The following is a 14396-nucleotide window of genomic DNA, read 5'->3' on the forward strand; positions in this document are numbered from 1 at the left end:
CGGTGCACCCGCGGCGGCGGGCGCGTCCGCACCGCTGCCGGCCACGGGCGGCCCGGGGACGTTCGCCGCTCCCGCCCTCCCGTTCACGCCGCCGCCCGACCTGCTCACACCCCCTCCGCCCGGCGTGGCTCCGCCCGGTCAGCGCCTGCGGCGGACCGGGCCGTGGGTGGCGATCGCGATCGTGCTCGGCGTCCTCGCACTCACGCTCCTCGGCCCGCTGCTGCTGCTCGTCGTCCCCCTCCTCATCGCGCTCTGACGCCCCCTCCGCGTCAGGCCAGGCCGAGCCGTACGAGCTCCGCCGGCTCGAGCATGCGCGAACGGATCAGGAACCGCATCCCCGTCGGCGCCTCGACGCTGAACCCGGCGCCGCGCCCCGGCACCACGTCGATCGTCAGGTGCGTGTACTTCCAGTACTCGAACTGCGCCTCCGACATGTAGACCTCGACGGGATCGATCCCCGGCACGTCGAGAACCCCGAGGAGCACATCTCCCGGACCGGTCAGGAACATCCCGACCGGATAGCACATGGGCGACGACCCGTCGCAGCAGCCGCCCGACTGGTGGAACATGAGCGGACCGTGCCGCTCCGCGAGCTCCCGCAGCAGCGCGGCGGCAGCGGACGAGACGTCGACCCGATGCGACATGGCTTCCCCTTCCGATCGCCCGGGCGGGCGCCGTCGGCACCCGCCCGGATCCTGCAGCGCGGCTCAGAAGAACCCCATGGGGCCTTCCGCGTACGAGACGAGGAGGTTCTTCGTCTGCTGGTAGTGGTCGAGCATCTTCAGATGGTTCTCCCGACCGATCCCGGACTGCTTGTACCCGCCGAACGCGGCGTGCGCCGGGTACTGGTGATAGGTGTTCGTCCAGACCCGACCCGCCTCGATGGCGCGTCCTGCCCGGTAGGCCGTGTCCCCGCTGCGGCTCCAGACGCCCGCGCCCAGGCCGTACAGCGTGTCGTTCGCGATCGAGATCGCATCGTCGAAGTCGTCGAAGCTCGTGACGGAGAGCACCGGACCGAAGATCTCCTCCTGGAAGATCCGCATGTCGTTGGTCCCCTCGAACACCGTGGGGGCGACGTAGTAGCCCTCGCTGAGGTCGCCGCCGAGGTCCACCCGCTCCCCTCCGGTGAGGAGCTTCGCCCCGCCCTGCCGGCCGATGTCGATGTAGCTGAGGATCTTCTCCAGCTGGTCGTTGGACGCCTGGGCGCCGATCATGGTCGCCGGATCCAGCGGGTTCCCCTGGACGATCCTGCCGACCCGCTCCAGGCCGTCGGCGAGGAAGCCGTCGTAGATGGAGCGCTGGATCAGCGACCGCGAGGGGCACGTGCAGACCTCGCCCTGGTTCAGCGCGAAGAGGGTGAAGCCCTCCAGCGCCTTGTCGTAGAACGGGTCGGTCGTGTCCCGAGCGACGTCCTCGAAGAAGAGGTTCGGAGACTTCCCGCCGAGCTCCAGCGTGACGGGGATCAGGTTCTGCGAGGCGTACTGCATGATCAGCCGCCCCGTCGTCGTCTCCCCGGTGAAGGCCACCTTGCGGATCCGCTTGTGCGACGCGAGCGGCGCCCCGGCCTCGATCCCGAACCCGTTGACGATGTTCACCACGCCGGCCGGGAGGAGGTCCCCGATGATCTCGAAGAGGAACAGGATCGACGCGGGCGTCTGCTCGGCGGGCTTGAGGACCACGCAGTTGCCCGCGGCGAGCGCCGGAGCGAGCTTCCACGTCGCCATGAGGATCGGGAAGTTCCACGGGATGATCTGACCGACCACGCCCAACGGCTCGTGGAAGTGATAGGCCACGGTGTTCTCGTCGAGCTGGCTGAGCGAGCCCTCCTGCGCCCGGAGCACGCCCGCGAAATAGCGGAAGTGGTCGACGGCGAGCGGGATATCGGCGGCGAGCGTCTCGCGCACGGGCTTGCCGTTCTCCCAGGTCTCCGCCACGGCGATAGCCTCGAGGTTCTCCTCGATCCGGTCGGCGATGCGATTGAGGATGACGGCGCGCTCGGCGGGGGTGGTGCGCTTCCAGGAGGCGAACGCCCGCCAGGCCGCGTCGACGGCACGGTCGATGTCCTCGGCCGTGCCGCGCCCCACCTCGGTGAAGGGCTTGCCGTTGACGGGGCTCACGTTCTCGAAGTACTGCCCCTTCACCGGATCGACGAACTCCCCGCCGATGTAGTGGCCGTAACGGGAGCGGTAGGCGGCGACCGCCCCGGGCTGGCCGGGGGCGGCGTAGGCGGTCGGGGCGCTCGTCTCGACGACGCCCTCTTCGACGATGGTCATGATGTCTCCTTCGACACTCGATCCGAACGACGCGGGCGGTGAACGGCCGGCCCGCGGTGGTGGACACGACGGTAGGCCGGGGGACGTTGCGTCGCGGTGCACGACGTTGCATCGGGTTGCGACGCCGGGACGGGTCAGCCGCGTTCGAGCTTCTCGATGCGGCTGACCAGGCTCGCCCGCCGCGGCGACCGCGCGGGGAGCATCTCCAGGCACAGGCGCAGCACCTCGGCGTCCTCGGCGCCCTCCGGGATCTCGGCATAGGCGAGCAGGACATCCACGCTGGCCTCGGCGAGCATCGCCTCGCGAAGGGTCGCGCGCAGCGCCTCGCGCATCTCCTCGACGCCCGGCGCCGTCGATTCGGGCAGCACGGGTCCTCGGTAGGCGGAGAGCGCGACGCGGTGCGCGCCCCGGTCGATCAGGGACATCAGATCCTGCGCGTCCGTCTCCCACGGGATCGTCAGACGGTACGGGCGGGACTGCGGAACGAGATCGGGGCTCACGCGCTCCAGCACCTTGCGCAGGCGCACCATCTCCGGTCGCAGCGTGTCCGGAGTCCCCGATTCGCCGTAGACGAGGGCGGCGAGACGATCCGCGGAGAGTCCCTGCCGGTGGACCGCCAGCATGAGGAGGATCTCGGCGTGCCGCGCGCTGAGCTCGATCACGTCCTCGCGGTGGGCGCCGTCGACCTCGAGGCGCGCGCGATCGCGGCCGAGGACCTGCAGCCGCGCGCGCCGCGGCGCATCGGCCGCGGCCGAGCGGCGACGGACGGCCGCGCCTTCCCCCGCGCGCAGCCGTGCCACCAGCAGTTCGGCCTCCACCGCCCGTGCGGTCGCGTCCACGAGCATGCGCGCCTGCGGGGACACCGTCTCCGCGCCTCCGGTGACGTCGATCACGCCGAGGATCCGCCGGGTCTCCGGATCGAAGACCGGGGCGGCGGTGCACGACCAGGGCTGCACGAGGCGGTTGTAGTGCTCGGCCTGGTGGATCTGCACGGAATGCCCCAGTGCGAGGGCAGTCCCGGGAGCGGAGGTGCCGACCGTGTCCTCGGACCAGTTCGCCCCCTCCACGAAGCCCATGTCCGCCGACAGCAGGCGCTGGCTCCGGTCGCCCTCCACCCATAGCAGGCGTCCCGCGTGGTCGCCCACCGCCACGATGACCCCCGAGTCCTCCGCCGACCCGGGCAGCAGCAGCCCGCGGATCATGTCCATCATCCCGGCGAGCGGGTGCCCGGAGCGATAGGCCTCCAACGCCTCGGCGGAGAGGTCCAGGGGCGGCAGACCCTCGGCGCCCACTCGCCGGCGCCACGCCCGCTCCCACGACGCGCGCACCAGGGGGCGCACCTGCTGCAGGCGGTCGTCGGCGAGGTTGCCCGCGACGAGCTCCTCGTGGGCGCGCTCGACGAGGAGCCGCGACCCCTCCGGGGAGACGCCGTGCGACGCGGACCAGCCCGAGGTCACGAGTCCTCCGATCAGCGCTGACGGTGGTGCCCGGTTTCCGTCGCCTGCGGCGACCACATGCGTCCGGTCCCGGGTGACCTCAGTGTAGGCCGAGGATGCGGCGGCGGGAACGGGCGTCCCGCCGCCGCACCGTGCATCAGCGGCGCCGGACCTCCTGCCACAGCGCCCGCCGCTCGGCCTGGGCGACGGGGTCCGGGACGGGCAGCGCCGCCAGCAGCTCGCGGGTGTAGGGATCCTGCGGGTCGTTGAGCACCTGCGCCGTGGTCCCCTGCTCGCGGATCACGCCGCGCTGCAGCACGATGATCCGATCGGACACGGCGTCGATCACGGCCAGGTCGTGGCTGATGAACAGGGAGGCGAAGCCGAGCTCCTGCTGCAGCTGCACGAACAGATCCAGCACCTTCGCCTGCACCGACACGTCCAGCGCGCTCGTCGGCTCGTCGGCGATGAGCAGGGTCGGGTCGAGGGACAGCGCCCGGGCCAGCGACGCGCGCTGCCGCTGCCCGCCGGAGAGCTCGTGCGGGTACCGGTCGCCGAAGTTCGCCGGGAGGCGCACGGCGTCCAGCAGCTCGTCCACGCGCGGCCGGGCGGCGGCGAGGCTCGCCGCCCGCCCGTGCACGATGAGCGGCTCCGCGATGCACTCGGCGATGGTCAGCAGCGGGTTGAAGCTCGTGGCCGGATCCTGGAAGACGAATCCGATCTCCGGGCGCAGGGGCGCCAGCTGACGCGAGCGGACCCCGCGCATCTCCTGGCCGAGGACCCGGAGCGAGCCGCCGACGACCGTCGTCAGCCCCACGACCGCGCGGCCGATGGTGGTCTTGCCGGACCCGGACTCGCCGACCAGGCCGACGACCTCGCCGGGGCCGACCTCGAAATCGACGCCCTTCACCGCCACGAAGCCGCCGCGGCCGAACCGGCCGGGGTAGCCGATCTCGCACGCCTCGGCGACGATCACCGGGGCACGGCCGGCGGACGGGCGCGGTGACTCCGGCGACGTTTCGTCTCGCTCCGCTCGCTCAACGACCGAAGGGGCAGACGTTTCGTCCCGCTCCGCTCGCGGGGCGACCGAAGAGGCCGAAGACGCGGGCGAGGCGGACTTGCCCTGGCCGACGTGCGGCACGGCGGCGAGCAGCTCGCGCGTGTACTCCTCCCGCGGGGACGCGAACAGCTCGTGCACGGGGGCCTGCTCGACGATGTCGCCGCGGTACATCACGACGACGCGGTCGGCGAGGTCGGCCACCACGCCCATGTTGTGCGTGATGAGCACGATGGTCGCGCCGAACTCGTCCCGGCACGTGCGCAGCAGATCCAGGATCTCCGCCTGCACGGTGACGTCGAGCGCCGTCGTCGGCTCGTCCGCGATGATGAGGCCCGCGTCGAGCACGAGCGCCATCGCGATGACGATGCGCTGCTTCTGCCCGCCGGAGAACTGGTGCGGGTAGTCGTCGACGCGCTTCTCCGGATCCGGGATCCCCACCTTCCGCAGGATCTCCACCGCGCGGGCGCGGGCATCCCGCTTGGACAGCGCGCCCTGGTTCGGCGAGCGGTGCGCCCGGAGCCCTTCCGCGATCTGCCAGCCGACCGGGTACACGGGGTTCAGCGCGGTCGACGGCTCCTGGAAGACCATCGCGGCGTCCCGCCCGCGCATCGCACGCAGCTTCGCCGGCGACGCGTGCACGACATCGGTCTCCTCGCCGCTGCGCGAGCGGACGAGCACCGCACCGGACATCGTGGCCGTCTCCGGCAGCAGGCCGAGCAGCGCGTTCGCGGTGACCGTCTTCCCGGATCCCGACTCGCCCACGATCGCCAGCACCTCGCCGGCGTGCGCCTCCAGGTCGATTCCCTTGACCGCCTGGACCGGGTCGCCGTCGGTCGCGAACGCGATCCGCAGGTCCCGGATCACCGCGGCGTCGTTGCGGAAGGAGCCGGTCGCTCCCGTCATGTCCACGGCGCTCATGCCGCACCTCCCGCGCGACGGCGGGTGCGCAGTCGCGGATCGCTCAGGTCGTTCAGACTCTCGCCGACGAGGGTGATGCCCAGCACGACGAGCACGATCGCCATGCCGGGGAAGATGCTCGTCCACCAGATGCCGCTCGTGACGTCGGCCACGGCGCGGTTGAGGTCGTACCCCCACTCGGCCGCCGAGGTCGCCTCGATGCCGAAGCCGAGGAAGCCGAGACCGGCCAGGGTCAGCAGGGCCTCCGAGGCGTTCAGCGTGATCACCACCGGCAGGGACCGGGTGGAGTTGCGCAGCACGTGCCGGACGAGGATCCGTCCGATGGGGACGCCGATCACCTTCGCCGACTCGACGAAGGGCTCCGCCCGCACCCGCACGACCTCCGCGCGGATGACGCGGAAGTACTGCGGCACGTACACCACGGTGATCGACAGCGCCGTGGCCCAGATCCCGGACCACAGCGTGGATCGGCCGCCGCTGATGACGATGGACATCACGATCGCCAGCAGCAGCGAGGGGAACGCGTAGATCGCGTCGCAGACGACCACGAGCACGCGATCGAGCCATCCGCCGAAGTAGCCGGAGACGAGCCCGAGGAGGATTCCGAGGAAGATCGAGCAGACGATCGCGGCGAGGATCACCAGCAGGGCCGTCTGCGCGCCCCACACCACCCGGGAGAAGACGTCGAAGCCGGAGACGGTGGTGCCGAGGATGTTCGTCGCGCTCGGCGGCTGCTGGGTGCCGAACTTGGTCCCGTCGACGGCCTGCTGCGCCCACGAGTACGGCGCGATGACGGGGGCGAGGGCGGCGACCACCACGAAGAACGCGGTGATGACCAGGCCCGTGACGAGCATGCCGCGCTGGAGCCCGACGCTCTGGCGCAGGTGCGAGATCACCGGCACGCGCTCCGTCCAGCGGCGCTTGCGCGGCTTCATGGCCGCGAGCGCCTCCGTCTTGGGCGTCGGGAGGTCCCGGTTCACCGGCGTGCCGGTCGGCGGGTGGGCGGGAAGCGGTTCGCGCTCCATGTCAGTACCTCACCCTCGGGTCGATGAAGGCCGCGATGACGTCGACCAGGAAGTTCGTCACGGCGACGATCACGGCGATCATCACGACGATGCCCTGCACGGCCACGAAGTCGCGCGCCTTCAGGTACTCGGCGAGCATGAAGCCGATCCCCTTCCATTCGAAGGTCGTCTCGGTGAGCACGGCGCCCGCGAGCAGCAGCGCGATCTGCAGCCCCATCACCGTGATGATCGGGATGAGGGCCGGACGGAAGGCGTGCTTGGTGACCAGCCGGAACTCGCGCACCCCGCGCGAGCGGCCCGAGGTGACGTATTGCTGACCGAGCGTCCCGATCACGTTCGTGCGCACCAGACGCAGGAAGACGCCCGCGGTGAGCAAGCCGAGGGCGACCGCCGGGAGCACCGCGTGCCAGAGCACGTCGGCGATCGCGGGGCCGTTGCCGAGCCGGATCGCGTCGAGCAGATAGATGCCGGTCGGGGTGTCGATGCCGCTCATCAGCAGCTCCGTGCGGGTGCCGGCGCGGCCCGAGACGGGCAGCCAGCCGAGCCAGACGGAGAAGACGAGCTTCAGGAGGAGACCCACGAAGAAGATGGGGGTCGCGTACGCGAGGATCGCCATGATCCGAAGCGTCGCGTCCTGCCAGCGGTCGCGGCGGTACGCGGCGACCAGTCCGAGCGGGATGCTCACGACGAAGGCCACGATCAGCGCGTAGATCGCCAGCTCCAGCGTCGCGGACCCGTACTGCAGCAGGATCTCGGTGACCGGGCGCCGGTCCGTGATGGTGGTGCCGAAGTCTCCGCGCGCGATGCCGGCGAGGTACTCGAAGTACTGCAGGATCAGCGGGCGGTCGAAGCCCGCCTCGTGCACGCGCTCGGCGAGCTGGGCGGCGGGGAGCCGGCCGCCGAGGGCGGCGGTGATGGGATCGCCGGTGATCCGCATCAGGAAGAAGACCATGGTGACCAGGATCAGCACGGTCGGGATGATGAGCAGGAGCCGGACGACCACGTAACGCCACAGTCCGCCGCCCTGTGAGGCGGGTCGGGTCGCGGGCGTCAGCGTCGTCGGATCCGGGGTGAGGGCGTCGACGGACATGGGATGAACCTCTTCGTTCGAGTGCAGAGCGGATCGGGGCACCGCCGCGCGGGCGGTGCCCCGATCACCGGTGCGCTACTTGGTCAGCGGCGCGTAGCGGAACTTGAACGAGGCGTCGAGGGTGGTGCCCTGGACGTCGGCTCCGACGATCGCGACCTGCTTGCCCTGCAGCAGCGGCAGGGTGGAGAGGTCCTTCGCGACGAGCTCCTGGATCTTTCCGAGCTCCTCCAGGCGCTTGGTCTCGTCGGTCTCCGTCTGCGACGTCACGATGAGGTCGTTGACCTCCGGGTTGTCGTAGTGGTTGCCGAGGAAGTTCTCCTTGAGGAAGAACGGCGACAGGTAGTTGTCGGCGTCGGAGTAGTCCGGGAACCAGCCGAGCTGGTACGCCGGGTAGACGTCCGCGGTGCGGTCCTCGTTGTACTTGACCCACTCGGTCTGCTGCAGGTTGACGGTGAACAGACCGCCCTCCTCCAGCTGCGCCTTCACGGCGGCGTACTCGTCGCCCGAGGACGGACCGTAGTGGTCGCCGTTGTACTGCAGGTTCAGGGTCACCGGGGTCTGCACGCCGGCGGCCGTCAGCACCTCCTTCGCCTTGTCGAGCGAGGGGGCGCCGTTGCCGTCGCCGTAGAGCTCCTTAAGCGGCTCCGTGGCGCCCGGCAGCCCCTCCACGACCGGCGAGTACAGCGGGCTGTAGGTGTCCTTGTAGACGTCCTTGGCCAGGGCCGCGCGGTCCACGAGGTTCGCGGCCGCCTGACGGACGGCGAGCGCCTTCGCCGGGTCGGCCTCGGGCGTGGTCGCGCCGAACGGCATCGTGTTGAAGTTGAACACGATGTAACGGCTCTCGCCGCCGGGGCCGTCCACGACCTTGACCTTGTCGTTCTTGGACAGGTCCTCCACATCCGTGGCGGAGAGGCTGCGGAAGGCCACGTCGATGTCGCCGTTGCCGATCGCGAGCTTCAGGTTCGAGGCGTCGGCGTAGTACTTGACGCTCACCGCCGAGTTCTCCGCGGCGCCGAGGTTGCCCTGGTAGTCCGCGTAGGGCTTGTAGGCGATGAGCTCGTTGACCTTGTAGCTGGTGATCTCGTACTGGCCGGCGAACGCCTTGCCCTTGATGATGTCGTCATCGGCGGTCACGGCGTCGGGGGAGAAGACGTCCTCGTCGACGATGGGCCCCGCCGGGCTGGAGAGGATGAGCGGCCAGATCTGGTCGTCGCCGTTCTTCAGCCTGAACACGACCGTCGTGTCGTCCGGGGTCTCGACGCTGTCGAGGTTGCCGAGGAGGGAGGAGGGTCCCGCCTCATCCTTGATCTTCACCATGCGGTCGAACGAGAACTTCACGTCGCTGGAGGTGAGGTCGTTGCCGTTGGCGAACTTCAGCCCCTTCTTCAGGGTCACCGTGTACTCGGTGGGCGAGGTGAACTCGGCCTTCTCCGCGATGTCGGGGGTGACCTCGGCCGTGCCGTACTCGCTGTTGAGCAGGAACGGGTAGATCTGGTTCATCACGGCGAAGGAGCCGTTGTCGTAGGAGCCCGCCGGGTCCAGCGACGTGATCTTGTCGGTGGTGCCGACGATGATCTCGCCGCCCCCGCCGCCGTCGGATCCCCCCTCGGATCCGCCGCCGCCGGTGCTGCTGGTGGCGCAGCCGGCGAGGACGAGGGCCGAGACGCCGAGCGCCCCGACGGCCAGGCCCAGGCGGCTTCGCCGGCCGAGCCGAGACGTGCTGTGGAATGACATATACACCTCTGTATCTGTTCCAATGACCGCAGTCCTCGCGGCCGAGTATCCGCGCCGTTCGGGGTCGGGGCGCGGACGCCCCATCTTAGGCACGCGGTTCCGTTTCCTGCGATACCCGGTCCGATCCGGAAGCACCGATGTGGGTCGCGCAGACTCGGATCGCGGAGCGATTCGAGAAGAGAATCTCGTGATCCTTCAATCGAAGACGCACCCGCTGTGCACGTTGCTTCCGTACTGAACACTGGTTACGGTGATCGCACCCTCGGCATCGGCGCCGTGGGTGACGCAAGGGCAATCACACCGGAGGAGTATTCGATGACGAAGCGCACATTCGCTGCAGCCGCGGGGGCCGCGATCCTGGCAACTGCTCTGAGTCTGGTGGCGGCACCAGGCGCCTACGCCGCGACGCAGCAAGGATCAGCCGGATTCGGTTCGCTCAGCGCGTGCCAGGCTGAGCAGCGACAGTTCGCGCAGTCCGGGATCCGGATCGCTCAGAACTGCGAACTGCGTAGCGACGGGCTGTACCACTTCACGTACTGGGTTTGACCACCCCTGTGAAGGGCGGAGCGAGTATTCGCTCCGCCCTTCATGCTGCGCGCGGCGGAGCATGAAGGGCGGAAAGGACGCGGGTACGGGTACCGTTTCCTGCGATACCCGGTCCGATCCGTGGCGTCGGCCGCGCCCGCCGAGGACGAGAGAGCGCCCCGGTGCGCGCGGCGGTCACCGCCGTCTCGCGCACCGGGGAGAGAGCCGGGAGGGAGAGTCGTCGTCGACGTCACGCTCTCTCCGCGGCGGGGCCCCCGCTGGGGGGAATGAGAAGGGGCCCCACCGGGCTTCGGCGGCCGTCCGGTCGCCGAAGCATGCTGACGGGCACGAATCTTCGCCCGATGACTCCATGTTTCTCGCTCGCCGCCTCCGATCCATCGGACCAGGGCACGATCTTGGGCGTCGTACCCCGGTATGACGCCGGTCGAGAACCCAGGCCCAGACGGGACTCGCGTTTCGTGGATGACAGCAGTCCCACGCCCGCAGCAGGGACATCATGCTCGCCGGTCACGCCTATGCGCTGGGGGCAGCCCTTCTGACCCTCAATCCGCGCGACTTCGCCCTCGTCTCCGAGCACGTGGAGATCCTCGTCCCCGACCGGCCGGTCGCCGGGGAGCGGCCGGCAGGGGGCGGCAGCGGCCGGGGCTGAGCGGAGGCCCGGCGGATCAGCCCCGGGCAGCCCACCACTCGCGCAGGCGCTTCTCGGCCTCTTCGGGACCGACGACGCCCTCGTCCAGCCGCAGATCGAGGAGGAAGCGGTACGCCTCCCCCACCTCACGGCCCGGAGCGATGCCGAGGATGCGTTGGATGTCGTTGCCGTCGAGCTCGGGGCGGATGGCGTCGAGCTCCTCCTGCTCGCGCAGGGCCACGATCCGCGCCTCGATGTCGTCGTAGGCGGCGGCGAGCCGGGCGGCCTTGCGCCGATTGCGCGTGGTCACGTCGGCGCGGGTGAGGATGTGCAGACGCTCGAGCTGCGCGCCGGCGTCGCGCACGTAGCGGCGCACGGCCGAGTCGGTCCACGCGCCCTCCGCGTATCCGAAGAACCGCAGGTGCAGTTCGATGAGCGCCGCGACCGCGTCGGTCGTCTCCTTGTCGAAGCGAAGGGCCTGGAGCCGCTTGCGCGCCATCCGTGCCCCGACCACGTCGTGGTGGTGGAAGGTGACGGCGCCGCCGGGCTCGAGCTTGCGCGTGCGGGGCTTGCCGATGTCGTGCAGCAGCACCGCCAGGCGCAGCGTCGCGTCGGCCGGCGCGTCCGGATGCCGCGAGCGCTCCAGGGCGATCGCCTGGTTCAGCGCCGTCAGCGAGTGCTCGTAGACGTCCTTGTGGTGGTGGTGCTCGTCCACCTCGAGCCGCAACGCGGGCACCTCCGGGAGGAACTCCTCGATCAGCCCGGTGTCGACGAGGACGCGGATGCCGCGGACGGGATCATCCGTCTGCAGCAGGCGCACGAGCTCGCTCTGGATCCGCTCGGGGCTCACGATGCGCAGGCTCTCCCGCAGCCGCGCGACGGCGGCGAGCGTGCCCTCCTCGATGTCGAAGCCGAGCTGAGCGCAGAACCGCGCCGCGCGGAGCATGCGGAGCGGATCGTCGCCGAAGCTCACCTCGGGATCGCTGGGAGTGCGCAGCACCCCGGCCACGAGATCCTCGACCCCGCCGGTCGGATCGACCAGCGTGACCGCCGGCACGCGCAGGGCCATGGCGTTCACCGTGAAGTCGCGCCGGACCAGGTCGCCCTCGATCGTGTCGCCGAACTCCACGGCGGGCTTGCGCGTGGTCCCGTCGTAGCTGTCGGCGCGGTAGGTGGTGATCTCCACCTGCTCGCCCTGCACCCGCGCGCCGATGGTGCCGAACTCGCGGCCGATGTCCCACTGCGCGGTGGAGACGGGAGTGACGATGCGCAGGATCTCGTCCGGTCGCGCGTCGGTGGTGAAGTCCAGGTCGTGGGTGTCCCGCCCGAGCAGCGCGTCGCGCACGGGACCGCCCACGACGGCGAGCGCGAAGCCCGCCTCGTCGAACGCGGCGGCGAGGGTGCGGACGACCGGATCCTCGGCGAGCGCGCCCAGTCGTGCGAGTCCCTCGGCCATATTGAGCATGGGTTCCAGGGTACCGGGGCGGGGCCCGGCCCCCGGCGCGGGGACTAGGCGGCGGGCGGCCCGATCGTCCCCCCGACGTCGCGGATCGCCTGCTGCTGCGCGCGGGTCGAGGACACGATCCACCCCGCCATCACCATGCCGCCGAGCGCCGCGACCGCCGCGATGATCCAGAACCCCTGATCCGGATCGACGACCTCCAGCACGTACACCACCACGACCGCGGCGGCGAGCAGCAGTCCTTCGACGATCGCGAAGCCGAGGAAGAACCGGGACCGCCGGCGGGCGAAGTCCTCGTTGATCCGCTGCACGCGCGCCTGGGTGGAGTAGTCGGTGGGGCCCGTCATGCGTCCCAGGCTATCGATCCGGCGCGCGGACGACGAGAGCCGGGTCTCAGGGGTGCTGCTCGCTGTGGAACACGTCGTGCAGCGTCACGGTCGTGAGGCCTCGATCCGCGATGACCTGCGCGAGCTGGGGGAACACGGTCGTCACCGGCGCGTGGTTGAGGTGGCCGATCACGATGTGCTGCGGCAGGAACCACTCGTGTGCGAGCCGGACGATCTCCTCCGCGGGGATCAGCCCCGAGTCCGCGAGGGAGCCGTACCAGAGGGCGGGAGCGGTGTACCCGATCGAGGCCGCCGCCGCGCGGACGCGCGCGTCGTGGAAGCCGTACGGCGGCCGGTAGAACGGGCGGGCGTCCACGCCGTACAGCTCGCCGATCCGGTCGTGCGTGCGCTGCAGCTCGTCGCGGATGCCGTGATCGGAGAGGGTCTGCAGGTCGGGGTGGCTCCAGGTGTGGTTCGCCAGCTGCACCTGGCCGGTGCCCACCAGCGGCGCGAGGACGTCGGCGTTGTCGGCCCAGGACGCGTAGGAACCGGTCACGAACAGGGTGAGCCGGGTGCCGGTGGCGGCCGCAAACTCGGCGTAGGCGCGCACCACCGCGGAGTCGGATCCGTCGTCCACCGTCCAGGCGAGGAGATTCCCCTCTCCGGGCAGCCCGGTGAACGCCTCGTGCGGCGCCGGGACGCGGTCGAGCACCGGAGCCGACGGGGCCGGCGGGGTGGACGGCGGCTCGGGTGACGGCGGGGCCGAAGAGTGGACAGGCGCGGGCGGGGTCGCACGGACCGGACGCGGTGCGCACCCGGCGGCGAGCATCGCGGCGGCGGAGACCGTGGCGGAGAGGAACGCGCGTCGCCCGATCCCCGCCGGATCCGTCCCGTTCGCCACCGGTCCTGCGGCCACGGGCATCACACGCTCTCGCGGGTCCTGCGCGACAGGAGAAGCGCCACCAGTTCGGCGCGGGAGCGCACGCCGAGGGAGTTATACACCCGCCCGAGGTGCACCTCCACCGTCCGGTCCGAGATGCCCAGCGCGTCACCGATCGCGCGGTTGGTCCGTCCTTCCGCCACGAGGACGGCCACGTCCCACTGCCGCGGGGTGAGGGCGCTCCGCAGCGACGGGGTCGTCGGGATCAGCAGCTCCTTGCGTGCCACCGCACTCGTCCGCGGACCCGGGAGGTCGTCCTGGATCGAGAAGTCCAGGACCGTGGCGGGACGCACTTCGCCGAGCACCTCGGCGAAGCCGGACGACAGATCCGGGGCGTGATCCCGCAGCAGCCGGACGGCGCTGGCCGTGATGCCGCCGGCCAGATGGGTCATCGGCAGGCGGCGGAGCGACTCCCGCAGAGCCGCCGCGGCGCCGGCGAAGTCGCCCGTGTGCAGCAGGAACCCCGTGTGCTGTCCCCTCAGGTACGCGTCCACGAGCGGGGACAACGGCCCCGGCTCGACCCGCCACGGCCAGGCCGGGCGGGATCCCATCGCCGCGAGCATGAGCCGCGTGTGGATCGCGTCGACCTCGTCGCGGTCGGTCGTCCAGGCCGCGACGATCTCCTCGATCCCCGAGATGATGACGTGGTCGGACGCGGTGACCGAGGCCGCGCGCAGGCCCACCACCTGGGCGCCGATCTGGGCGAGCACCGGCGGGTCCGCGCGGACGCCGTGCAGGAAGTCCTCCGCGGCTGCGCGCCCCGCCGTCGCCTCCGCGTGCAGCGGCGCGGCGGACGGGTCCTGCAGAACGCGGGCGAAACCGGAGCGGGCGTCCGCGAAGCAGCCGAGGGCCAGCGCCGCCCGCGCGAAGAGGTGGTGACCCCGGGCACGCAGGGCGCCGGCGCCGCGTCGGGTCAGCAGCCGTCCGCACTCCAGGGCGCCGTGCACCGACCCCGCGG

At 71.0% G+C, this 14396-nt stretch carries 13 protein-coding genes and 1 pseudogene; 3 read left to right on the forward strand and 11 right to left on the reverse strand.

Going from position 1 to position 14396, the window contains the following annotated elements; all coding sequences use genetic code 11:
* Window positions 1-256, forward strand: a pseudogene (locus MR1_RS20205) (hypothetical protein); the annotation flags it as partial.
* Window positions 257-269: 13 nt separating this feature from the next.
* Here MR1_RS20205 and MR1_RS15890 read toward each other — a convergent pair.
* From MR1_RS15890 to MR1_RS15920, 7 genes are all read right to left on the reverse strand, one after another.
* Window positions 270-644, reverse strand: coding sequence for a DUF779 domain-containing protein (locus MR1_RS15890; protein WP_067249129.1), 375 nt, complete (start codon window positions 642-644; stop codon window positions 270-272).
* A gap of 63 nt (window positions 645-707) precedes the next feature.
* Window positions 708-2273 (reverse strand): acetaldehyde dehydrogenase ExaC, encoded by a 1566-nt coding sequence (gene exaC, locus MR1_RS15895; RefSeq protein ID WP_067249132.1) that lies wholly within the window; start codon window positions 2271-2273, stop codon window positions 708-710.
* A 134-nt stretch (window positions 2274-2407) separates the two neighbouring features.
* Window positions 2408-3730, reverse strand: a complete 1323-nt coding sequence (locus tag MR1_RS15900; protein ID WP_067249135.1) for a helix-turn-helix domain-containing protein — start codon at window positions 3728-3730, stop codon at window positions 2408-2410.
* A gap of 136 nt (window positions 3731-3866) precedes the next feature.
* Window positions 3867-5687, reverse strand: coding sequence for a dipeptide ABC transporter ATP-binding protein (locus MR1_RS15905; RefSeq protein ID WP_255218177.1), 1821 nt, complete (start codon window positions 5685-5687; stop codon window positions 3867-3869).
* Window positions 5684-6622, reverse strand: coding sequence for an ABC transporter permease (locus MR1_RS15910; RefSeq protein WP_067249159.1), 939 nt, complete (start codon window positions 6620-6622; stop codon window positions 5684-5686). Before MR1_RS15910 ends, MR1_RS15905 begins: the two co-directional genes overlap by 4 nt.
* A gap of 91 nt (window positions 6623-6713) precedes the next feature.
* A complete protein-coding gene (locus MR1_RS15915) occupies window positions 6714-7802 on the reverse strand; it encodes an ABC transporter permease (RefSeq protein WP_067249136.1) in 1089 nt (362 codons plus the stop codon).
* A gap of 75 nt (window positions 7803-7877) precedes the next feature.
* Window positions 7878-9536: an ABC transporter substrate-binding protein gene (locus tag MR1_RS15920; RefSeq protein WP_067249138.1), complete on the reverse strand. Its 1659-nt coding sequence runs from the start codon at window positions 9534-9536 to the stop codon at window positions 7878-7880.
* Between the two features lie 315 nt (window positions 9537-9851).
* Between MR1_RS15920 and MR1_RS15925 the strand changes: the two genes are divergently transcribed.
* Together MR1_RS15925 and MR1_RS19870 are read left to right on the forward strand one after the other, a co-directional pair.
* Entirely contained in the window at window positions 9852-10082 is a 231-nt protein-coding gene (locus MR1_RS15925) for a hypothetical protein (protein WP_067249139.1), read from the forward strand.
* Between the two features lie 496 nt (window positions 10083-10578).
* Window positions 10579-10731 (forward strand): hypothetical protein, encoded by a 153-nt coding sequence (locus MR1_RS19870; RefSeq protein ID WP_157518299.1) that lies wholly within the window; start codon window positions 10579-10581, stop codon window positions 10729-10731.
* A 16-nt stretch (window positions 10732-10747) separates the two neighbouring features.
* Here the strand turns inward: MR1_RS19870 and MR1_RS15930 are convergent, their stop codons facing one another.
* From MR1_RS15930 to MR1_RS15945, 4 genes are all read right to left on the reverse strand, one after another.
* Window positions 10748-12175 carry a CCA tRNA nucleotidyltransferase gene (locus MR1_RS15930; RefSeq protein ID WP_067249141.1) on the reverse strand — a complete coding sequence of 476 codons (1428 nt, stop codon included), beginning with the start codon at window positions 12173-12175 and terminating at the stop codon, window positions 10748-10750.
* A gap of 44 nt (window positions 12176-12219) precedes the next feature.
* On the reverse strand, window positions 12220-12519 hold the full coding sequence (locus MR1_RS15935; RefSeq protein ID WP_067249152.1) for a hypothetical protein: 300 nt from the start codon (window positions 12517-12519) through the stop codon (window positions 12220-12222).
* 46 nt (window positions 12520-12565) lie between these two features.
* The gene (locus MR1_RS15940; RefSeq protein ID WP_157518302.1) at window positions 12566-13420 is read right to left on the reverse strand and encodes a polysaccharide deacetylase family protein; all 855 of its coding nucleotides are present in this window, start codon (window positions 13418-13420) and stop codon (window positions 12566-12568) included.
* On the reverse strand, window positions 13420-14396 hold a 977-nt coding region (locus MR1_RS15945; RefSeq protein WP_157518304.1), incomplete at its 5' end, for a helix-turn-helix transcriptional regulator. The genes MR1_RS15945 and MR1_RS15940, both read right to left, overlap by 1 nt.

It is taken from the genome of Microbacterium resistens NBRC 103078 (assembly GCF_001552355.1).
Lineage (GTDB): Bacteria > Actinomycetota > Actinomycetes > Actinomycetales > Microbacteriaceae > Microbacterium > Microbacterium resistens.